20 protein-coding genes are annotated in these 19,943 nt (G+C 62.3%); 7 read left to right on the top strand and 13 right to left on the bottom strand.

Annotated features, from left to right (window positions below; genetic code table 11):
• The first annotated feature begins 8 nt into the window (after positions 1 to 8).
• Genes HKK54_RS13190 through HKK54_RS13180 form a run of 3 tightly spaced genes read left to right on the top strand, consistent with a single transcriptional unit; the run spans position 9 to position 1,950 of the window.
• Positions 9 to 1,112: a PepSY-associated TM helix domain-containing protein gene (locus HKK54_RS13190; RefSeq protein ID WP_169386971.1), complete on the top strand. Its 1,104-nt coding sequence runs from the start codon at positions 9 to 11 to the stop codon at positions 1,110 to 1,112.
• Positions 1,109 to 1,285 carry a hypothetical protein gene (locus HKK54_RS13185; protein ID WP_010167463.1) on the top strand — a complete coding sequence of 59 codons (177 nt, stop codon included), beginning with the start codon at positions 1,109 to 1,111 and terminating at the stop codon, positions 1,283 to 1,285. Before HKK54_RS13190 ends, HKK54_RS13185 begins: the two co-directional genes overlap by 4 nt.
• A gap of 35 nt (positions 1,286 to 1,320) precedes the next feature.
• Positions 1,321 to 1,950 (top strand): glutathione S-transferase, encoded by a 630-nt coding sequence (locus HKK54_RS13180; protein ID WP_169386970.1) that lies wholly within the window; start codon positions 1,321 to 1,323, stop codon positions 1,948 to 1,950.
• A 223-nt stretch (positions 1,951 to 2,173) separates the two neighbouring features.
• On the opposite strand, the gene creD is transcribed toward HKK54_RS13180, so the two are convergent.
• The 4 genes from creD to rloA2 are packed head-to-tail and all read right to left on the bottom strand — an operon-like array spanning position 2,174 to position 6,175.
• Positions 2,174 to 3,505 (bottom strand): cell envelope integrity protein CreD, encoded by a 1,332-nt coding sequence (creD, locus tag HKK54_RS13175; protein ID WP_169386969.1) that lies wholly within the window; start codon positions 3,503 to 3,505, stop codon positions 2,174 to 2,176.
• Between the two features lie 52 nt (positions 3,506 to 3,557).
• Positions 3,558 to 4,997 (bottom strand): two-component system sensor histidine kinase CreC, encoded by a 1,440-nt coding sequence (creC, locus tag HKK54_RS13170; RefSeq protein ID WP_169386968.1) that lies wholly within the window; start codon positions 4,995 to 4,997, stop codon positions 3,558 to 3,560.
• On the bottom strand, positions 4,997 to 5,665 hold the full coding sequence (creB, locus tag HKK54_RS13165) for a two-component system response regulator CreB (RefSeq protein WP_169386967.1): 669 nt from the start codon (positions 5,663 to 5,665) through the stop codon (positions 4,997 to 4,999). Before creB ends, creC begins: the two co-directional genes overlap by 1 nt.
• A 9-nt stretch (positions 5,666 to 5,674) precedes the next feature.
• On the bottom strand, positions 5,675 to 6,175 hold the full coding sequence (gene rloA2 / locus HKK54_RS13160) for a retropepsin-like aspartic peptidase RloA2 (RefSeq protein WP_010167475.1): 501 nt from the start codon (positions 6,173 to 6,175) through the stop codon (positions 5,675 to 5,677).
• 173 nt (positions 6,176 to 6,348) lie between these two features.
• Between rloA2 and HKK54_RS13155 the strand changes: the two genes are divergently transcribed.
• Complete coding sequence (locus HKK54_RS13155) at positions 6,349 to 7,236, top strand: acyltransferase (RefSeq protein ID WP_169386966.1); 888 nt, start codon at positions 6,349 to 6,351, stop codon at positions 7,234 to 7,236.
• On the opposite strand, the gene HKK54_RS13150 is transcribed toward HKK54_RS13155, so the two are convergent.
• On the bottom strand, positions 7,233 to 7,802 hold the full coding sequence (locus HKK54_RS13150; protein ID WP_010167480.1) for a DUF2780 domain-containing protein: 570 nt from the start codon (positions 7,800 to 7,802) through the stop codon (positions 7,233 to 7,235). The two genes, HKK54_RS13155 and HKK54_RS13150, sit on opposite strands and share 4 nt — an antisense overlap.
• Positions 7,803 to 7,946: 144 nt before the next feature.
• Between HKK54_RS13150 and HKK54_RS13145 the strand changes: the two genes are divergently transcribed.
• The 3 genes from HKK54_RS13145 (at position 7,947) to HKK54_RS13135 (ending at position 9,809) form a co-directional block, all read left to right on the top strand.
• Entirely contained in the window at positions 7,947 to 8,591 is a 645-nt protein-coding gene (locus HKK54_RS13145) for a sigma-70 family RNA polymerase sigma factor (protein WP_178120978.1), read from the top strand.
• On the top strand, positions 8,588 to 9,265 hold the full coding sequence (locus HKK54_RS13140) for an anti-sigma factor (RefSeq protein WP_169386965.1): 678 nt from the start codon (positions 8,588 to 8,590) through the stop codon (positions 9,263 to 9,265). Before HKK54_RS13145 ends, HKK54_RS13140 begins: the two co-directional genes overlap by 4 nt.
• A gap of 85 nt (positions 9,266 to 9,350) precedes the next feature.
• Complete coding sequence (locus tag HKK54_RS13135) at positions 9,351 to 9,809, top strand: anti-sigma factor domain-containing protein (protein ID WP_010167486.1); 459 nt, start codon at positions 9,351 to 9,353, stop codon at positions 9,807 to 9,809.
• A 65-nt stretch (positions 9,810 to 9,874) separates the two neighbouring features.
• Here HKK54_RS13135 and fdhA read toward each other — a convergent pair whose 3' ends face one another.
• From fdhA to HKK54_RS13095, 8 genes are all read right to left on the bottom strand, one after another.
• Positions 9,875 to 11,074: a formaldehyde dehydrogenase, glutathione-independent gene (fdhA, locus tag HKK54_RS13130; protein WP_010167488.1), complete on the bottom strand. Its 1,200-nt coding sequence runs from the start codon at positions 11,072 to 11,074 to the stop codon at positions 9,875 to 9,877.
• A 184-nt stretch (positions 11,075 to 11,258) separates the two neighbouring features.
• On the bottom strand, positions 11,259 to 12,116 hold the full coding sequence (gene purU, locus HKK54_RS13125; protein ID WP_003209192.1) for a formyltetrahydrofolate deformylase: 858 nt from the start codon (positions 12,114 to 12,116) through the stop codon (positions 11,259 to 11,261).
• Positions 12,117 to 12,238: 122 nt separating this feature from the next.
• Entirely contained in the window at positions 12,239 to 12,871 is a 633-nt protein-coding gene (locus HKK54_RS13120) for a sarcosine oxidase subunit gamma (RefSeq protein WP_010167492.1), read from the bottom strand.
• Positions 12,872 to 13,011: 140 nt separating this feature from the next.
• Positions 13,012 to 16,029, bottom strand: a complete 3,018-nt coding sequence (locus HKK54_RS13115; RefSeq protein ID WP_169386964.1) for a sarcosine oxidase subunit alpha — start codon at positions 16,027 to 16,029, stop codon at positions 13,012 to 13,014.
• Positions 16,026 to 16,328: a sarcosine oxidase subunit delta gene (locus HKK54_RS13110; RefSeq protein WP_010167494.1), complete on the bottom strand. Its 303-nt coding sequence runs from the start codon at positions 16,326 to 16,328 to the stop codon at positions 16,026 to 16,028. Before HKK54_RS13110 ends, HKK54_RS13115 begins: the two co-directional genes overlap by 4 nt.
• A gap of 15 nt (positions 16,329 to 16,343) precedes the next feature.
• Entirely contained in the window at positions 16,344 to 17,594 is a 1,251-nt protein-coding gene (locus HKK54_RS13105; RefSeq protein ID WP_003209185.1) for a sarcosine oxidase subunit beta, read from the bottom strand.
• A 22-nt stretch (positions 17,595 to 17,616) separates the two neighbouring features.
• A complete protein-coding gene (locus HKK54_RS13100; protein WP_010167495.1) occupies positions 17,617 to 18,870 on the bottom strand; it encodes a serine hydroxymethyltransferase in 1,254 nt (417 codons plus the stop codon).
• A gap of 256 nt (positions 18,871 to 19,126) precedes the next feature.
• The gene (locus tag HKK54_RS13095; protein ID WP_169386963.1) at positions 19,127 to 19,855 is read right to left on the bottom strand and encodes a TraX family protein; all 729 of its coding nucleotides are present in this window, start codon (positions 19,853 to 19,855) and stop codon (positions 19,127 to 19,129) included.
• Positions 19,856 to 19,943: the final 88 nt, after the last annotated feature.

The raw sequence follows: 19,943 nt of genomic DNA, 5'->3' as shown, positions 1-19,943 counted from the left end.
GCTAGAAAATGAAAAGCAAAACCATCCGCCGCTGGTCCTTCATCCACACCTGGACCAGCCTCGTCTGCACGGTGTTCCTGCTGCTGCTCGCCCTCACCGGGCTGCCGTTGATCTTCCACCACGAGATCGATCACCTGCTGGGCAACGAGCCCGAGCTGGCGCAAATGCCCGCCCACACCCCGCAGCTGAACCTCGAACAACTGGTGGCCAAAGCCCAGGCCCATCGCCCCGGCGAAGCCATGCAGTACCTGGCCTGGGATGAAGACGACAAGAACGGCGTGATCGCGATCATGGCCGCCACTGCCGGCACCGAACCCAACTCTTCCCATACCTTCATGCTCGACGCCCGCACCGGTGAGGCCGTGGAAACCCCTTCGGCCAACGGCGGGCTGACGATGTTCCTGCTGCGCCTGCACGTCGATATGTTTGCCGGGCTGCCGGGCAAGTTGCTGCTGGCGTTCATGGGCATCCTGTTTGTGTTGGCGATCATTTCCGGCACGGTGCTGTACCTGCCCTTCATGCGCCGGCTGAAGTTCGCCACCGTGCGCCAGGACAAATCCACGCGCCTGCGCTGGCTCGACCTGCACAACCTGATCGGCGTGGTCACCCTGACCTGGGCGTTGGTGGTGGGCGTGACCGGCGTGATCAGCGCCTGCGCCGACCTGATCATCGCGGCCTGGCGCACCGACAGCCTCAGCGCGATGATCGAACCCTACAAGAACGCCCCGCCACTGACCTTGCGCGCGCCCGCCACCGACCTGCTGACAATCGCCGCCAAGGCCGCGCCCGGCATGGAGCCGGACTTTATCGCATTCCCCGGCACGCGCTTTTCCAGCGAGCATCACTACGCGGTGTTCATGAAAGGCAGCACCCACCTGACGTCGCACCTGCTGACGCCAGTGCTGATCGACGCGAGCAACCTGCACGTCACCGCCATCGCCGAACGGCCGTGGTACATGGACGCCATGGGCATGTCGCAGCCGCTGCACTTTGGTGACTACGGCGGCATGCCGATGAAGATCCTCTGGGCAGTGCTGGACGTGCTGACCATCATCGTCCTGGGCAGCGGCGTGTACCTGTGGCAGGTACGGCGCAAGGCGGCCAAGTCATGAAGCCGCGGCAGTCGAGTTTCTGGAAGGTGTTTGGCATTCCGCTGGCCATCGGGCTGCTGAGCGCGGCCGGGTTGTTTGCGGCGTTGCTGGGGGACGGGTTGTGGGATTCGTTGAGCTGGGTCGGGCTGGGTATTCCGGCGGTAATTGGCAGCTGGGCGTTGCTCAAGCGTTGAGATAGATTAGCGCTGCCCTTTTCCGAGGAATGCCCATGTCCATCCCCAGCATGACGTTGTTCCACAACCCCGCCTCGCCGTTTGTGCGCAAGGTACGGGTGCTGTTGCACGAGACCGGCCAACTGGACCGCGTGACCTTGCACGCCTGCATGCCGACACCGATCGCGCCCGACGCCGATGTGATCCTGGACAACGCGGTGGGCAAGATCCCCGCGCTGCGCCTGGCCGACGGCAACGCGCTGCATGACAGCCGGGTGATCCTCGATTACCTCGACCACCAACACACCGGCACCCCGCTGATCCCCCGAGACGGCCCGGCCCGCTGGCGACGCCTGACCCTGGCCTCGACCGCCGACGGGATCATGGATGCCGCCGTGCTGGTGCGTTACGAAACCGCCATGCGCCCGGTGGAAAAACACTGGGACTTGTGGCTGGAAGGCCAGCGCGACAAGATCCGCCGCACCCTCGACATGCTGGAACAGGACGCCATCACCGAACTGACCGGGCCGTTTGATGTGGCGGCGATCAGCGTGGCCTGTGCACTGGCGTACCTGGATTTCCGCCACCCGGACATGCAGTGGCGGTCCAGCCATCCGAAGCTGGCGGCGTGGTATGCCGAGGTGAGTCAGCGGCCGTCGATGTTGCAGACCCAGCCGCCGGCCTAACCGACTGCAAGGGCTCTTCTGTGGCGAGGGAGCTTGCTCCCGCCGGGCTGCGCAGCGGCCCCAAAAATCCTGGGAGCGCTTCGCACTCCAGCGGGAGCAAGCTCCCTCGCCACAGCAAGCTCCCTCGCCACAAACAGCTCTCGGGCAACAGGGAATAGCGCGTTGATCCTCGCCACCAATTGCGCGCCCTCTTGCTGATCCTCCCGCAACCCCAACGACCGACTCATCGCTTGCCCACCCCATACCAATCCAGCTTGCGGGTCAGCACCATCACCGTGCCCAGTAACCCGAACAGCAGCAACGAGCCCATCAACAACGCGTAATCTTCCGCACTCAACAACCCGTACAACAAGCCATACAACGCCGCCAACCCCACCGAAAACCCCAGGCCATGGGCGACGCTGCGCAGCACATGGCAGACGTAAAACCCAATCAACAGCACACAGGCAGCCGCCGATATCAGGTACGCCGGGCCAAACCCGATGTGCTCCGACAACGACAACAGCAGCAGGTAGAAAAACGCCAGGGCAACCCCCACCAACGCGTACTGGATCGGGTGCACCGCCAGGCTCTTGAGCACCTCGAACAGGAAAAAGCCGGCAAACGTCAGGGCGATAAACAGCAGCGCATATTTGATCGCCCGGTCACTCTTGAGGTACTGGTCCACCGGGTCGATAAAACTCACGCCGAAGCTGCGGCTGTTGAAGTCATCACACACCTGGTCCCAGGTGCAACCGCCCATGGTTTCTTCCAGGTTGGTGGAGAAGAACGTGGTCTGCCAGTTGGCCGTAAAGCCCTGGGCGGTGACCTCGCGCTGGGTCGGCAGGAAGTTGCCGATAAAGCTCGGGTGCGGCCAGTTCGACGCCAGCTTGACCTGGCTGGTCTTGCCCACCGGCACCACTTGCAGTTGCTCGGTACCTTGCAGGCGCAGGTTGAAGGCGAAATCAAAAGGTGACGGCTTCTTGCTGTCCTGCTCGGGCAGCATCACGTGAACACCCTCCCCCAGCCACGCCACTTGAGTGCCCGGCGAAAACCCCAGTTGCTGGCTGCCCAGCTCCAGCTTCAGCGCGTTTTCGATGCCACGAATGTCGCTGATACCCACCGCCAGATACGCCGGGTCAAACTGGTAATCGCCAAAGTTTTCCTTGATACCCAACTGCTCCGGCAACACAAACCGCCCGCTGATACGGTTGTCAGCATGGAACAGCCGCGCCTGGTAAATGCCCCGGGCGCGCACTTCGGTTTGCACCTGGCCGTCGAGGGCAAATTGCTCCGGCAGGAAATACAGACGACCGCGCACTTCACGGGTTTCTTCGTAGCGTTCGTTGAGCTTTTCATTGAGCTTCCACTCCCGGACGGTCTTGCGATACGGCACCACCAGCACCGGGCCACTGAGGCGCTGGCTGTAGCTGGAACTGCGGGCGATATCCTGCAAGACGTCGTCGCGCAACTGCTGACGGTCGGTAATCACGCCGTGGATCATCAGCAACGGAATCAACAACAGCACGATCAGCAGCGCGATGGCGCCCAGTTTGAAAAGCAGATTGCGGTTCATGAAGCTCTCCCTGTTTTGATGGGGGAGAGTCTGGCCGGCGCTTAAGGGGGATTTATGAAGGGAATGTGGAGACTGTGTGGAGATGCAGTTTGACCTGCACGCCGCCGGGCACGTTGCCGATCTGCAATGAACCGCCGTGCAGCTTCATCACTTCCTCGACAAAATTCAGCCCCAGGCCCGTGCTCTTACGCCCGCTGGCCGGGCGCGGCAGGGAATAAAAGCGTTCGCTGAGACGCGGCAAGGCGTATTCGGGGATCGGTTCGGCTTGGTTGAACAGGGTGAATTCGATGCCGTCATTCAGGTCCCGGGCGCTGAACCGCAATGCGCCACCGGGCGGGGTAAAGTCCAGGGCGTTTTCCAGCAGATTGCCCAGTGCCTGGCGCAGCAGGAACGGCTCGCCGTACACCTGCACATCCACTGCAATCGCCTGTTCGACCTGCAATCCGGCGCCTTCGATGCGCGCGCATTGGGCCTTGAGCACTTCGTCCACCAGCGCCGCCAACGACATACTGGCCTGGTCTTCGAGGCCCTGGCGCTGCTCCACCTGGGCCAGGTTCAGCAGGCGCTCGATCAACTGCTGCAAGCGCGCGCTTTCACTGTCGATATTGCCCACGAAACGCTGCTGCTGGTCACGGGACATGTCGCCCTGCAGCAGCTCCGCCGCGCCGCGAATCGCCGCCAGCGGGCTTTTCAATTCATGGGTCAGGGTGTGCACATAACGCTCGACGTACGCCTTGCCTTCCAGCTGGGTGCGCATGTGTTCCACCGCGGTGGACAACTGCTCCAGCTCACCACCGCGATAGTGCGGCAACTCGGCACGCCGGCCTTCGCTGACGGCCTGGGCATACGCCGTGAGCCGGCGCAGTGCGACACTCAACCACCACGACAACAGCGCGCCGAACAGCAGGCCCAGGCCCACCAGCCCGGCGCCGTACCACAGCAGCCGGTCTTCGGTACGATCCACGTAGGGCTGCAACGAGCTGTTGGGTTTGGCCACGGTGACCACGCCGATGATCTGCCCGTTATCGCGGATCGGCGCGCCAACGTGCATCACCGATGAGGCCGGGTCGTCCAGTTCACTGCGGGTGGAACGTGCGCCGTATTCGCCGCGCAAGGTCAGGTACACGTCGTTCCACTTCGAGTAGTCCTCGCCCACCGCCTCGCCGGTGGAGTCCAGCAACACGATGCCCTTGGCGTCGGTGACGTAGATGCGGTGGTTGACCTGGTTTTTCGACAGGCCCCAGATATTCGCGCCCGGCTGACGTTCGCCGTACGCCTTGAGCAGCTCGGGCCAGTGGCTCTGGCCGAGGGTGCCGTTCTTCACATCATCGCGCAGGATTTCTGCCAGCAGGTTGGCGGTGTCCACCAGGGTTTCTTCGGTGGACTGGCGCACGCCGGGGCGGATTTCCTTCATCACGGTGCTGAGCACAAAGTAACCGGTCAGGCCGATAAACAGCGCGTACACCAGGAAAAATCGGATCCCGAGGCGCATCAGCTGTTGCCCGGGCTGTAGCTGTAGCCCAAGCCGCGATGGGTCTGGATGGGTTCGGCGTCAGGCGCCACCGTGCGCAATTTGCTACGAACGCTCTTGATGTGGCTGTCGATATTGCGCTCGTAGCCGGCATCCGCAGCCACGCCCACGGCGTCCAGCAGTTGTTCGCGGCTGAAGACCCGCTCGGGTTGCTCCAGCAGGCTTTGCAGCAGGCGGAATTCATGGCGCGTGAGGCTCAGGGGCTGGCCGCGGTAACTGATCTGCATGCGCTCCATGTCCACCTGGAACATCGCCGGTGCGACACCGGGGCCCACACGCTTGAGAATCGCCCGTACCCGCGCCGCCACTTCACGTGGGCTGAAGGGCTTGACCACATAGTCGTCGGCACCGATCTCAAGGCCCACCACGCGGTCGATCTCGCCGTCCCGGGCGCTGAGGAACATCACCGGCACTTCGCTGAAGCGCCGCAGCTGTTTGCAGGTTTCAAAGCCGGTGATGTCCGGCAGGCCGATGTCGAGGATGATCAGGTCCGCCGGGGTTTGCCGCTGATGGGCCAGCGCCGCCTGGCCGAGGCTCAGCCAGGTGGTGGTGAAGCCCTCGCCTTGCAGGGCAAAAATCAGCGTGTCGGCGATGGCCGCTTCGTCTTCGACAATCAGGATATGCGCCATGGTGTTCCGTCAGCAGTCCGGTTTGTCCGCAGTGTAACGGCGAGCAGGGTTCACCGCAGCGCCGAATTCACGCAAGGCTTTGGCGCCAATCAGCAGCGGGTAGTTGAAGCTGCTGCGGTCGGTGAGGTTGACCTCGACGGTGCGCTTGACGTTGCCCAGGCACATTTCCAGGTCGATCACCGGGCGCTTGGCCACGGTAGCCTCGTCCTTGTCGTCATCTTCGTCGGCGCGGCTTTTGATTTTGCTGATGCGCGAGACCTTGTGCTCGTACACCTTGTTGGTGGCCTCCTTGCCGCCGAGGCGGAAGCGTACCCAGTCGTCGCCGTCACGGGTGAAGGTCTCGATGTCCCGGGCCGACAGCGAGGCAGTCAGCGCACCGGTGTCCATCTTGGCCTTGAAGGTCTCGCCGATTTCCGGCAGTTGAATGTATTCGTAGCGACCGTAAAGGGTCGGCTCAGCGGCCATGACAGGCAAGGCCACGAGAGTTAGCAGGGCAAGGATGGATTTCACGTAGGAGGTTTCCTTGAAATAAGTGGGCGAATTCTAGACCGCAAAACCGCTGCTTAGTTGGGCGCCTAAGCATACCGGGCCTTAAGTGAAACATTCATCATCACATCTGCGATTTGGCCTCTCGACACAAGCTGCTTATCATGGCGGGCCAAAAATGATTCCAAGAGTTACTTATGCGCCGCCTGCTCACCGGCTGTTTCGTCACATCCCTGCTATTGCTCAACACCCTGGTGCTGTTCGGGCCACTGATGGTGTTTGCCCTGCTCAAGCTGGTGGCCCCCGGTCGCTTTCGCGACTACGCCTCATGGGCGGTCATGTGGATCGCTGAAACCTGGGCCGAGATCGACAAGCTGATCTTCGCCCTGTGCATCCCCACCCAATGGGACATTCGCGGCGGTGGCGACCTGCGGGGCGACACCTCCTATCTGGTGATCAGCAACCACCAATCCTGGGTCGACATCCCGGCGCTGATCCAGACCCTCAACCGGCGCACGCCGTTCTTCAAGTTCTTCCTGAAAAAGGAATTGATCTGGGTACCGTTCCTGGGCCTGGCCTGGTGGGCGCTGGACTACCCGTTCATGAAGCGCTACACCAAAGCGTTCCTGGCCAAACACCCAGAGCTTGCAGGCCAGGACCTGAAAATCACCCAGGAAGCCTGCGAGCTGTTCAAGCGCCAGCCGGTCACGGTGGTCAATTACCTGGAAGGCACCCGATTCACCCCCGCCAAGCGTCAACAACAGGACTCACCCTACGAGCGCCTGCTCAAACCCAAGGCGGGCGGTGTAGCGTTCGTGCTGGCGGCGATGGGCGAACAGCTGGACGCGGTGCTCGACGTCACCGTGGTTTATCCACAAGAGAACATTCCGGGTTTCTGGGACTTGATCAGCGGCGCGGTACCGAAGGTGATCGTTGATATCCGCACCCGTGAGCTGGATCCGGCCTTGTGGCGGGGGGATTACGAGAACGACCCGGCGTTTCGCCAGACCGTCCAGAACTGGGTCAACCAGCTCTGGATGGAGAAAGATGCGCGCATCGAACAACTGCGCGCAGAGCGACCTTAGCCGCCCGTGCCCCAGGCCGAAGCCAGCTTGCCCAGTACCGATTCGCTGGCGCCCTGGCCGCCCAGGTATTTCAGGATAACCGGCGCAAACTGGCCCACCATCCCACTGTCCATGCCCAGCGCGCTGAATGCAGTGTTCAGGTCGCTGGTGTTCTTCACGTTACCCAATACGCCATCCAGGCCCGAGGTCTTGCTGCCGCCGCTCTGGCCAAGCATGCCGCTCAGGGCGCCGAGGCTGCCCAGGGAGTTGCTGCCGGAGAGCTTGTCCAGGCCCGGAACGCTCTGGGTCAACTGCGAGTAATCACCGCCACCCAATTTATTCTTGGCCAGGCCCAACATCGCGCCGGTGCCGCCGACGGCCTGCTCAGGGGTCACGTTCAGTTGCGAGGTCAGGGCGCCCAGCAGACCGGCGGTCTGTGAGGTCGGTGCAGCCGCTGCCGCCTTGTCGCCACCCTGTGCACCCGAAACGGCATTGGCCACGTCGCCGAGGCTGAAACCTGCCGCAAACACCGGGCTGGCCGCCACGGTCAACAGGCAGGACAGGGCAAAACCGCGTGAAATCTTCATCAAGACAACCTCTGAAAGTAAGCGCTAAAAGCAGGGGTTTGACTGGGCAGTGCGAAGGATTGTTCCCACCTCTCAGATTAGTTCAGAAAACCACTGCATCCGAACCGCCCTGCGCTGCGTATATCCACCACGAGCCGCACGGAGATGGATGGAATGAACGCCCAAGCTGGACTAACCTCAGCCTGCCCTCTTTACCGTGCGCCGTCCCATCGCCCTGATGCAAGTGCCTGGAGAAGCCCCATTTCGACCCACGATGCCGATCAGCTACGGCAATTGCTGGCCCAGTGTTCACTGGGTAACCGCCAGGCGTTCGAAACGCTCTATCGCAGCGTTTCCCCGCGTTTGCACGGTGTTGCCCTGCGTTTCATGGGCCGCCAGGACCTGGCCGAAGACGTGCTGCAGGAGAGTTTCGTGCGCATCTGGTTCAACGCCTCGCGGTATGAGGCTCACTTGTCGGCGCCGCTGACCTGGATGATCAACATCACCCGCAACCTGGCCATCGACCAGTTGCGCAAACACCGCGAACAACCCTTGAGCGACGGCCAGCAAGACGCAATGGCCGACGAAAGCCCCAGCGCCCATGAATTGCTCGACAGCGAGCGTGAAGCCCACGCCCTGAACCGCTGCCTCGACAGCCTTGAAGGCATGCAGCGCCAATCGATCACCGTGGCTTACTTCCAGGGCTTGTCGTGCTCGGAATTGGCCGACCACCTGGCCGCGCCCCTGGGCTCGGTCAAATCCTGGATTCGCCGCGGCATGGAGCGTTTGCGCAGGTGCCTTGAATCATGAACTACCAAACCACCGCCCTGCGCCGCGCCCTCGCAGCGGATTACGCCATCGGGCTGATGCCCGCCACGGCGCGGCGGCGCTTTGAAGCACTGCTGCTGGACGATGCAGCCCTGCGCGTCGAACTGGGACACTGGCAGGATGCCCTCGCCCGCCTGACCGGGCCATTGCCCGAGCGGCCGGTGCAGGATCATGTGTGGGAAGGGATCAAGGCGCGCATTGAACCGCAAGTGCTGCATATGCCGGCGAAGAAACCGTTCTGGATGAACCTGCGGTTGCTGGCAGCGGCGTGCGGGGTGGTGATCGCCGTATTGGTGGGTGTGCTGTACCAGCGCGATCTTGGGGTGGAATACAACGCCACGCTGGTGGCGGCGGATCAACAGCCGGCGCTGAAGATCCAGGCGTATGCGGATCATCTGCAGGTGGAACCACTGGCGCTGGCGGCGGTGGCACCGGCACGTGCGCTGGAACTGTGGGCAATCCCGGCGGGTGGCAAACCGATCTCGCTGGGGTTGGTGCCGGTGTCGGGTAAAGGGCGGATTCAACTGAGCAAAGAACAACAGGCACTGCTGACGGCACCGTTGACGCTGGCAGTCAGTCTTGAACCTCAGGGCGGCTCACCCACCGGACAACCGACCGGGCCGGTGCTGTATCAAGGCCAATTGGCATCACTCTGAGCCAGGGCCCAAGTCGATGGATTGAGGAACTGATCGCCGTAACCTGGGTCCATGAAAGACTACAAAACATGTCAGGAAGAGCCTAATGACTGCGATCAACCCCCAAGTGATTGAGCACAAGCCTTCATTCTGGAACCGCCCACGCCTGTTCGTCGGCGCCTGTCTGGTGGTAGTGGCGGGCGTCGGCGGTGCCCTCTACACCAAGGACAGCGTCAAATCTGCCGCATTGCTGGTGAACACCACCCAGCAACCGGCCACGCAGATCGTGGCCCACAAGGATTACCTTGAAGTGCAGCCGATTGCTGCCACCGCACCGGCTCCAGACCAAAGCCTGGAACTGTGGGCTGTGCCGGCGGACGGTAACCCGGTTTCACTGGGCCTGTTGCCTGAAGACGGCAAAGGCATTATTGGCATCAACCCGCGCCAGCAAGAGTCGATCAGCAAGCCGGTGACGCTGATGGTCAGTTCGGAAACCAAGGGCGGCTCGGTGAGCAAGCAGCCGACGGGGCCAACGGTGTATCAGGGGGCTTTGGCGATTCGCTGATTCACCCACCCAACCCCAGATGCAAAAAAGGCGACCCAAGGGTCGCCTTTTTATTGGCCCGCGACTTAAGCCGCGCTGAACAACTTGTGCGGATCAATCACAAACTTCTTCGGCACACCCGCATCGAACTCGCCATAACCGCGCGGCGCGTCATCCAGGCTGATGACTTCCACACCGACGATGTCGGCAATATTGATACGGTCCCACATGATCGCCTGCATCAGTTGGCGGTTGTACTTCATCACCGGGGTTTGCCCGGTGTGGAAGCTGTGGGATTTGGCCCAGCCCAGGCCGAAACGAATGCTCAGGCTGCCCATTTTTGCAGCGGCGTCCACAGCACCCGGGTCTTCGGTCACGTACAGGCCCGGGATGCCGATTTTGCCGGCCACCCGCACCACGCCCATCAACGAGTTGAGCACGGTGGCTGGCGCCTCGTGCTTGACGCCGTCATGGCCGTGGCCGCGCGCTTCGAAGCCTACCGCATCCACGGCGCAGTCAACCTCAGGCTCGCCCAGCAACGCGGCGATTTGTTCGTGCAGCGGGGTGTCCTTGGACAGGTCGGCGATTTCAAAACCCTGGGCCTTGGCGTGGGCCAGGCGGATCGGGTTGACGTCACCGATGATCACCACCGCAGCACCCAGCAGGCGAGCGGAGGCGGCAGCCGCCAGGCCCACCGGGCCGGCACCGGCAATGTAGACCGTGCTGCCCGGGCCAACGCCCGCCGTGACCGCACCGTGGTAGCCGGTAGGCAGAATGTCGGAGAGGCAGGTCAGGTCGCGGATTTTCTCCATGGCCTTGTCGCGGTCCGGCAGTTTCAACAGGTTGAAGTCGGCGTAAGGCACCAGCACGTATTCGGCCTGGCCGCCGGTCCAGTCGCCCATGTCGACATAGCCGTAGGCGCCACCGGCACGGGCCGGGTTGACGGTCAGGCACACGCCGGTGTGCTGCTCTTTGCAGGAGCGGCAACGGCCACACGCCACGTTGAACGGCACCGACACCAGGTCGCCGATTTTAAGGTTCTCGACGTCGCTGCCTTTCTCGATCACTTCGCCGGTGATTTCGTGACCCAGGACCAGGCCGGTCTGGGCGGTGGTGCGGCCACGCACCATGTGTTGATCGGAGCCGCAGATGTTAGTGGAGACCACGCGCAGGATGACGCCGTGCTCAATCTTCCTGCCACGGGGGTCCTGCATTTTGGGATAGTCGATTTTCTGTACTTCGACCTTGCCGTTGCCGAGATACACGACACCACGATTACCAGACATGCTTTCACCTCGCTGTTGTTTTTATGGAACCGCGCTGCCCAGGCAGGCAGCGCGTTTAAGTGCTCGGGTACAGATGCTGTTTTTGCGTTGTTGCTGATGGCCTCATCGCGGGCAAGCCCGGCTCCCACATTTTTGATTTGTGAACACATTCAAATGTGGGAGCTGGCTTGCCTGCGATAGCGATCTATAGAACGACCGTACGATTGGCGTTTAAAAACACCCTCCGCTCAATGTGATACCCCACGGCCCGGGCCAGGGTCAGACCCTCAATATCCCGCCCCTTGGCGATCAAATCTTCCGGGTAGTGGCTGTGGTCCACCACCTCCACGCCCTGGGCGATGATCGGCCCTTCGTCCAAGTCGTTGTTGATGTAATGCGCGGTGGCGCCCACCAGTTTCACGCCCTTGTTGTAGGCCTGGTGATACGGCTTGGCGCCTTTAAAACCGGGCAACAGGGAGTGATGGATGTTGATGGCTTTGCCGTCGAGCTTGCGGCACAGCTCCGGCGACAGCACTTGCATGTAGCGCGCAAGGATCACCAGTTCGGCGCCCGACTCTTCGATCACCTGCCACACCTGGCGCTCCTGGGACGGTTTGTCGTTGGGGTCCAGGGGAAAGTGGTAATACGGAATCTGGTGCCAGTCGGCCAGGGGCTTGAGGTCGGGATGGTTGGAGACCACGGCGACCACGTCCATCGACAGTTGGCCGATGCGCTGGCGGTAGAGCAAATCGTTGAGGCAGTGATCGGCCTTGGAGACCATGATCACCACTTTTGGCCGGTAATTCGGCGCAGTCAGCTCGAAGATCATGCCGAACGCCTCGCCGCGAGTGGCCAGGCCATCGCGGAAGGCTTGCTCGTCAAAACCGTCGGGCTGGCGGAATTCCACACGGATGAAGAACCGGCCCGAGAGCCGGTCATCGAAGGAGTGGTGTTCGGTGACGTAGCAGCCCTGCTCGAACAGATAGCGGGTCACCGCGTCCACCGTGCCGAGCACGCTGGGGCAGTCGGCGGTCAAAATCCATGTGTCGGGTACGCGGCTCATTGCGGGTAACTCCTCAAACAACTTCAGGCAACGCGCCCTCTGCAGGAGCCCGGCTTGCCGGCGATGACGATCTCACCGACGCCATCGCCGGCAAGTCGGGCTCCTACAGGGTAAGCGTCATATCAGGCTTCGACGGCCAGGCCATACTCAGCCGCCGCGTCCTGCAACCACAGCCACCAGTAATCCGAGAAGCTGCGACGGATCACCAGCTCCCAGGTGTCTTCAGCGGTATGGCGAATCACCAGTTGTGACTTGGCGAACACCGTGCCCACCGCCTTGCCCACCGGAAAGCTGTTGGGGTGCACGTCGTAGCTGGTGGATTTCATCAGCACGTCGCGCACGTTCGGGCCGCTGAGTTCAAGGATCTGCTGGCCGCCGCTGACGTTGACGACCTGGATATGCAACTCACCCAGCGCCTCGCGCAAACTTTGCTCGGCGGCGAATTCTTCACCGCTCGGCACCACCAGCAACCACTCATCCGGGCCGAGCCATTGCAGGCTGGTTTCACCCTTGACGATGACTTGCAACGCGCCGGGCAACTCGATGCCCAGGGCCTTGTGCACGCCGGCAGCGAAGGCTGCGTCGTGGCCGTCGCCTCGAAGGGTCAGGTGGCCCAGCAATTTCTTTTCACGCACGGTCACGCCGGCGTTCTTGCGGCCCTTGCCCACCAGGCTGGCGAGGTCGGCATGGTGCAGCGACGACTCGGCCTTGGCGCCGGAGGTGGGGCGTTGTTGGTAAACATTGGCTGCTGTCATAAAGCACCTGTTTGAATTCTGTAGGTCTTGCAGTGACTGTTCCGGCCTCATCGCGGGCAAGCCCGGCTCCCACATTTTGCGGGGTGAACCCATTCAAAATGTGGGAGCTGGCTTGCCTGCGATGCAGGCGACTCGGTCTGTCAGATATTTTGACGCTCGCCTTTCGGGTCAAAGAACACCGAAGACACAATCTCCGCCTCGATCACGCTGCCATCTGCCAGCGGTGCAAACACCCGCTCGCCGATGCGCTTCAAGCCGCCCTTCACCACGCCCATGGCAAACGAATAACCCAGGGAGTTGTGGGCATAACTGGAGGTGACGTGGCCGACCATCTTCATCGGGATCGTCTGCTTGGCGTCGAACACCAGCTGCGCGCCTTCCGGCAGCCACACGTTCGGGTCAATCGGCTTCAAGCCCACCAGTTGCTTGCGGTCTTCACGCACGCAATCTTCGCGATTCATCCCGCGCCAGCCGATCCACGAGAACGGTTTGGTGCGGCCTACACACCAGCCCATGTTCAGGTCGTCCGGGGTCATCGAGCCGTCGGTGTCCTGGCCGACGATGATGAAACCCTTCTCGGCCCGCAGCACGTGCATGGTCTCGGTGCCGTACGGGGTCAGGTTGTACTTTTTGCCGGCCTCGACGATTTTTTCGAGCACGCCCATGGCGTAGTCGGCCTGCACGTTGACTTCGTACGACAGCTCACCGGTAAACGAAATCCGGAACACCCGCGCCGGCACGCCGCCCACCAAACCTTCTTTCCAGGTCATGAACGGGAAGCCGTCCTTGTCCAGGTCGATGTCGGTGACTTCGCTCAGCAGCTTGCGGCTGTTGGGGCCGGACAGGGTCATGGTCGCCCAGTGGTCGGTGACCGAGGTGAAGTACACCTTGAGGTCTGGCCATTCGGTCTGCTGGTAGATTTCCAGCCACTGAAGTACGCGCGCCGCGCCGCCGGTGGTGGTGGTCATCAGGAAGTGGTTGTCGGCGAGGCAAGCGGTGACGCCGTCGTCGAAGACCATGCCGTCTTCCTTGCACATCAGGCCGTAGCGGGCCTTGCCCACGTCGAGCTTGGTCCAGGCGTTGCTGTAGATGCGGTTGAGGAATTCGCGGGCATCCGGGCCTTGAATGTCGATCTTGCCGAGGGTGGACGCATCCAGCAGGCCGACGCTGTCGCGTACGGCCAGGCATTCGCGTTTGACCGCGGCGTGCAGGTCTTCACCGTTGCGCGGGAAGTACCACGGGCGTTTCCACTGGCCGACGTCTTCAAACTCGGCACCGTTTTTCACGTGCCAGGCGTGCAGCGCGGTGTAGCGCACCGGCTCGAAGATGTGCCCACAGTGGCGGCCCGCTACCGCGCCGAAGGTCACCGGCGTGTAGTTGGGGCGGAACATGGTGGTGCCCATCTGCGGGATGGTCACGTTCAGCGAGCGGGCCGCGATGGCCAGGCCGTTGACGTTGCCGAGCTTGCCCTGATCGGTGCCGAAGCCCAGCGCGGTGTAGCGTTTGACGTGCTCCACCGACTCGAAACCTTCGCGGGTGGCGAGTTCGATGGCGGCGGCGGTGACGTCGTTTTGCAGGTCGACAAATTGCTTCGGCGCCCGTGCAGTGGCTTTTTCGTGGGGCACCTGGAACAGCGCAAGGGTCGGCTCTTCCAGACGGCTCAAGGCTTTTGGCAGCGTACCTTCCACCGGTGCAAAACCGGCTTCGCTGGCCGCGCGCACGCCGCCTTCAAAACCGTCTGCCAGGGAGTCGCCCAGGCCGTAGACGCCGTTGATACCACCAACGCACACGCGTTTCTGCGGTGCTTCGCCCGGTACAAAACCGAGGATGTCTTCACGCCAGGTCGGCTTGCCGCCCAGGTGCGAGGCCAGGTGAACCACCGGGCTGTAGCCACCGGAGCTGGCCACCAGGTCGCACTCCAGCCATTCTCCGGGGCTGGTGACTTTGTGGGCCTTGACGTCGATGGCGGCCACGCGCGCGCCGGTGACGTGCTTGCTGCCACGGGCTTCGATCACGGCGCTGCCGGTGAGGATGCGAATACCCTTGGCACGGGCCTCTTCAACCAGCGCGCCTCGTGGGTTGTGGCGAGCATCGGCTACGGCAACAACGGTAAGACCGGCGTCGAACCAGTCCAGCGCAACGCGGTAGGCATGATCGTTGTTGGTCGACAGCACCAGCTTCTTGCCCGGTGCCACGCCGTAGCGACGCACGTAAGTCGAGACCGCACCGGCCAGCATGTTGCCCGGCACGTCGTTGTTGCCGTACACCAGCGGACGCTCGCACGCACCGGTGGCCAACACGACACGCTTGGCACGCACACGGTGGATACGCTGACGCACCTGGCCGATCGGCGCACGGTCACCGAGGTGATCGGTAAGGCGCTCGTGAATGGTCAGGAAGTTATGGTCGTGGTAGCCGTTGACGGTGGCGCGAGGCAGCAGCACCACATCCGGCAGAGCTTTGAGTTCCGCGATCACGCTGGCAACCCATTCGGCGGCCGGCTTGCCGTCGAGGCTTTCACGGGAATCCAGCAAGGAGCCGCCGAATTCTTCCTGCTCGTCCGCGATGATCACCCGCGCGCCGCTGCGAGCAGCGGCCAGGGCCGCCGACAGACCGGCAGGGCCGGCGCCCACAATCAGCACGTCGCAGTGACGGTTCATGTAGTCGTAGGTGTCCGGGTCGTTCTCGGTCGGCGAGCGGCCTAAACCTGCAGCCTTACGGATGTACTTCTCGTACGTCATCCAGAACGATTGCGGGTACATGAAGGTTTTGTAGTAGAAACCCGGCGGCATCAGCTTGCCGCCGACCTTGCCGAGAATGCCCATCATGTCGTTGTTCACGCTCGGCCAGCCGTTGGTGCTGGTGGCGACCAAACCCTGGTACAGCGCCTGTTGCGTGGCGCGCACGTTAGGAATTTGCGTGGCTTCAGTGGCGCCAATCTGCAGCACCGCGTTCGGCTCTTCGGCACCGGCGGCGAAGATGCCGCGCGGGCGGGAATACTTGAAGCTGCGGCCGATGATGTCGACGCCGTTGGCCAGCAGTGCAGCGGCCAGGGTGTCGCCTTCAAAGCCTTTGTAGCTCTGGCCGTTGAAGCTGAAGCTGAGGACTTTGTTGCGGTCGATCCGGCCACCGTTGGACAGGCGATTGATCTGGCTCATACCTTCTCTCCAGAGGCCTTGGCGGTGAATTGTGGCTTCTCACCGATCTTGTAAGTTTCAAGAATTTCGTAGGTCACGGTGTCGCGGGTCGCGTTGAAATACTGGCGGCAACCGGCGGCGTGAATCCACAGCTCGTGGTGCAGGCCGCGCGGGTTGTCGCGGAAGAACATGTAGTCGCCCCACTGCTCGTCGGTGCAGGTATTCGGGTCCAGCGGGCGCGGGATGTGCGCTTGGCCGGACGCGTGGAATTCCTCTTCGGAGCGCAGTTCGCCACAGTGAGGACAGAAGATATGCAACATAGGAAATTTCTCCTGTTAGTGGGCGACGGCCGCAGCGCCGTGTTCGTCGATCAGCGCACCGTTGTGGAAACGGTCGATGGAGAAAGGAGCGGCCAACGGGTGCATTTCACCCTTGGCAAGGCTGGCGGCAAATACGTTGCCTGAGCCTGGAGTCGCTTTAAAACCACCGGTGCCCCAACCGCAGTTGAAGAACATGTTCGGGACCGGGGTCTTGGAGATGATCGGGCAGGCATCCGGCGTGGTGTCGACGATCCCGCCCCACTGGCGGTTCATACGCACGCGGGACAGCACCGGGAACATCTCGACGATGGCCTGGATGGTGTGTTCAATCACCGGGTAGGAGCCGCGCTGGCCGTAGCCGTTGTAGCCGTCAATGCCGGCGCCGATCACCAGGTCGCCCTTGTCGGACTGGCTGATGTAGCCGTGCACGGCGTTGGACATGATCACGCTGTCGATGATCGGCTTGATCGGCTCCGACACCAGCGCTTGCAGCGGGTGGGATTCGATCGGCAGGCGGAAGCCCGCCAGCGACGCCATGTGCCCGGAGTTACCCGCCGTGACCACACCGACGCGCTTGGCGCCGATAAAGCCCTTGTTGGTTTCGACGCCGATGCACACGCCGTTTTCCTTGCGGAAACCGATGACTTCGGTCTGCTGGATCAGGTCCACGCCCAGTGCGTCGGCGGCGCGGGCAAAGCCCCAGGCCACGGCATCGTGACGGGCCACGCCGCCGCGACGTTGCACGGTGGCGCCCATGACCGGGTAGCGGGTGTTCTTTGAGCAGTCGAGGTACGGGATCTCGTCGGCCACTTGTTTGGCGTTGAGCAGTTCGCCGTCCACCCCGTTGAGGCGGTTGGCGCTGACGCGACGCTCGGAATCACGGATGTCTTGCAGGGTGTGGCACAGGTTGTAGACGCCACGCTGGGAGAACATTACGTTGTAGTTCAGGTCCTGGGACAAACCTTCCCAGAGTTTCATCGCGTGTTCGTACAGGTGCGCCGACTCATCCCACAGGTAGTTGGAGCGCACGATGGTGGTGTTACGCGCGGTGTTACCGCCGCCCAACCAGCCTTTCTCGACCACGGCCACGTTGGTGATGCCGTGCTCTTTGGCCAAATAGTAAGCCGTCGCCAGACCATGCCCGCCGCCGCCGACGATGACCACGTCGTAGACCTTTTTGGGGGTCGGCGTGCGCCACATCTTCTGCCAGTTTTCGTGGTGGCTGAGTGAGTGCTTGAAGAGGCCGAAGCCCGAGTAGCGTTGCATAGTCATTACTCCAAAACCGCGCTCAGCGATAAACCGGGAAATCAGCGCACAGGGCGGCCACATGCTTGGCGACGTTGGCCTCCACATCGGCGTCGCCGAGGTTGTCGAGGATGTCGCAGATCCAGCCGGCCAACTCCAGGCATTGGGTCACTTTGAAGCCGCGTGTGGTCACCGCCGGGGTGCCGATACGCAGGCCCGAAGTCACGAACGGCGACTGCGGGTCGTTGGGCACGGCGTTTTTGTTGACGGTGATGTGGGCGCGGCCCAGGGCGGCGTCCGCGTCTTTGCCGGTGAGGCCCTGACGGATCAGGCTGACCAGGAACAGGTGGTTATCGGTCCCGCCGGACACGACATCGTAGCCGCGTTTGATAAACACGCCGGCCATGGCCTGGGCGTTGTCGATCACTTGCTGTTGATAGGCCTTGAAACCCGGTTCCTGGGCTTCCTTGAAGCACACCGCCTTGCCGGCGATCACGTGCATCAGCGGGCCGCCCTGGGCACCCGGGAATACCGCGGAGTTGAGTTTCTTTTCAATTTCTTCATTGGCGCGGGCCAAAATCAGCCCTCCACGGGGACCGCGCAGGGTCTTGTGGGTCGTGGTGGTGACCACATCGGCGTAGGGCAGCGGGTTCGGGTACAAGCCGGCTGCCACCAGGCCGGCGACGTGGGCCATGTCGACGAACAGCAGCGCACCGACCTTGTCGGCAATCTGGCGGAAGCGCGGGAAATCCAGGGTCTTGGAGTAAGCGGAGAAACCGGCCACGACCATCTTCGGCTTGTGCTCCACGGCCAGGCGCTCGACTTCGTCGTAATCGATCAGGCCGGTGGCGGTGTCGATGCCGTATTGCACCGCGTTGTACAGCTTGCCCGAGGACGACACTTTGGCGCCGTGGGTCAGGTGGCCACCGTGGGCCAGGCTCATGCCGAGGATGGTGTCACCGGCGTTCAGCAGCGCCAGGTACACCGCGCTGTTGGCGGACGAACCGGAGTGCGGCTGCACGTTGGCGTAGTCGGCGCCGAACAGTTGCTTGGCGCGCTCGATGGCCAGCGCTTCCACCTTGTCCACGTGCTCGCAGCCACCGTAGTAGCGCTTGCCCGGATACCCTTCGGCGTATTTGTTGGTGAGGCCGCTGCCCTGGGCTTCCATGACGCGCTTGCTGGTGTAGTTCTCTGACGCGATCAGCTCGATATGATCTTCCTGGCGCTGCTCCTCGGCATTCATCGCCGCCAGCAGTGCATCGTCATAACCCTGGATCTGGTCTTGCTTGCTGAACATCGCGTCTCTCCCAGCATTTCGTCTTGTTGAGGCACGTGCACGCGGCAGCGCCCTTTGATGCGATGGTAGGGCTGGTACAGATAGACCAAATGCCTACGGACGCCACGCAAAGGTGCGTTTACGACATCGGATGAACGACGCAGAACAAATGTGGGAGCGGGCTTGTGTGGGAGCTGGCTTGCCTGCGATAGCATCCCCTCGGTGCAACGGGTACACCGAGGCGTCTGCATCGCAGGCAAGCCAGCTCCCACAAGGGTTAGGCGATGATCTTGCGCACGAGTAGCAGCAGCAGGAAATGCGCCGGATAGAGCGCATACGCCCAGCGCCGCATAGCCGGTGGCGACACCTGTCTGGCCTGTCGCAACAAGACCAATCCGGCCAGTGGCGCAATCAGGCAGGTGGCCAATCCCAGCATGGCCACGAGCGTGCCGCTGTTGAGCAGAATCTGCCATTGATTGGCCGCCAGGCACACCACACCCGGTAACACGCTGAAATACCACGGCCGGCGAAACACCAGCAGCATCGCCAGCGGCAGCAGCACGCCAAAGAAACCGAACATCAGCTGCGCCGAAAACAACCCCGCAGCAACCAGCGCGATCAACGCCAATCCTCGATCAATAGCCGCCTTCTGCTGCCATCCCCGGGCAACCAGCAAACCCAGCGCCAGGGTCGGCAGCACGTTCAGCGTGTCGGCGTCGTCAATGAACATCCGGTACGGCACCTCACTGATCACGCTGAACAGCAGCAACCAGCCCAGATAGCGCCACTGGCCGGTAACGGGCGCATCCTTGACCCGGTGCAGATTTGCCGCAATCGCCAGGCAAAACCACGGGAACGCCAGACGCCCCGGCACATACAGCCCGTCCAGGCTCAAACCGACATAGCGCAGGTGGTCCAGCACCATGCTCAGCAGCGCCAGCCACTTGAGCAGATCCAGGGCGCAATCGCGGACGGGGCTTACAGGAAGGCGTTCAGAACCGTGCATAATTCCCCACTGACTTTGCATTAACAGTGCGTGCGCCCGCCCGACAATCTTCGGTAAAGTGCGCACCAACATCGACCACAGGACTGGG

Source organism: Pseudomonas sp. ADAK13, from assembly GCF_012935715.1.
Classification (GTDB): Bacteria; Pseudomonadota; Gammaproteobacteria; order Pseudomonadales; family Pseudomonadaceae; genus Aquipseudomonas.
Note: the sequence above shows the minus strand (reverse complement) of the source record. Positions and strands in the feature narration are given on the sequence as shown.

Excerpts from the sequence above, each read along its gene's own strand:
- HKK54_RS13110 (WP_010167494.1), bottom strand. The coding sequence starts at position 16,328 with ATGTTGCATATCTTCTGTCCTCACTGTGGCGAACTGCGCTCCGAAGAG.
- HKK54_RS13145 (WP_178120978.1), top strand. The coding sequence starts at position 7,947 with ATGGATGGAATGAACGCCCAAGCTGGACTAACCTCAGCCTGCCCTCTT.
- HKK54_RS13180 (WP_169386970.1), top strand. The coding sequence starts at position 1,321 with ATGTCCATCCCCAGCATGACGTTGTTCCACAACCCCGCCTCGCCGTTT.
- HKK54_RS13120 (WP_010167492.1), bottom strand. The coding sequence starts at position 12,871 with ATGACAGCAGCCAATGTTTACCAACAACGCCCCACCTCCGGCGCCAAG.
- creD (WP_169386969.1), bottom strand. The coding sequence starts at position 3,505 with ATGAACCGCAATCTGCTTTTCAAACTGGGCGCCATCGCGCTGCTGATC.
- HKK54_RS13135 (WP_010167486.1), top strand. The coding sequence starts at position 9,351 with ATGACTGCGATCAACCCCCAAGTGATTGAGCACAAGCCTTCATTCTGG.
- HKK54_RS13115 (WP_169386964.1), bottom strand. The coding sequence starts at position 16,029 with ATGAGCCAGATCAATCGCCTGTCCAACGGTGGCCGGATCGACCGCAAC.
- HKK54_RS13155 (WP_169386966.1), top strand. The coding sequence starts at position 6,349 with ATGCGCCGCCTGCTCACCGGCTGTTTCGTCACATCCCTGCTATTGCTC.
- HKK54_RS13105 (WP_003209185.1), bottom strand. The coding sequence starts at position 17,594 with ATGCAACGCTACTCGGGCTTCGGCCTCTTCAAGCACTCACTCAGCCAC.
- HKK54_RS13190 (WP_169386971.1), top strand. The coding sequence starts at position 9 with ATGAAAAGCAAAACCATCCGCCGCTGGTCCTTCATCCACACCTGGACC.
- HKK54_RS13095 (WP_169386963.1), bottom strand. The coding sequence starts at position 19,855 with ATGCACGGTTCTGAACGCCTTCCTGTAAGCCCCGTCCGCGATTGCGCC.
- HKK54_RS13140 (WP_169386965.1), top strand. The coding sequence starts at position 8,588 with ATGAACTACCAAACCACCGCCCTGCGCCGCGCCCTCGCAGCGGATTAC.
- HKK54_RS13150 (WP_010167480.1), bottom strand. The coding sequence starts at position 7,802 with ATGAAGATTTCACGCGGTTTTGCCCTGTCCTGCCTGTTGACCGTGGCG.
- purU (WP_003209192.1), bottom strand. The coding sequence starts at position 12,116 with ATGAGCCGCGTACCCGACACATGGATTTTGACCGCCGACTGCCCCAGC.
- creB (WP_169386967.1), bottom strand. The coding sequence starts at position 5,665 with ATGGCGCATATCCTGATTGTCGAAGACGAAGCGGCCATCGCCGACACG.
- creC (WP_169386968.1), bottom strand. The coding sequence starts at position 4,997 with ATGCGCCTCGGGATCCGATTTTTCCTGGTGTACGCGCTGTTTATCGGC.
- HKK54_RS13100 (WP_010167495.1), bottom strand. The coding sequence starts at position 18,870 with ATGTTCAGCAAGCAAGACCAGATCCAGGGTTATGACGATGCACTGCTG.
- fdhA (WP_010167488.1), bottom strand. The coding sequence starts at position 11,074 with ATGTCTGGTAATCGTGGTGTCGTGTATCTCGGCAACGGCAAGGTCGAA.
- HKK54_RS13185 (WP_010167463.1), top strand. The coding sequence starts at position 1,109 with ATGAAGCCGCGGCAGTCGAGTTTCTGGAAGGTGTTTGGCATTCCGCTG.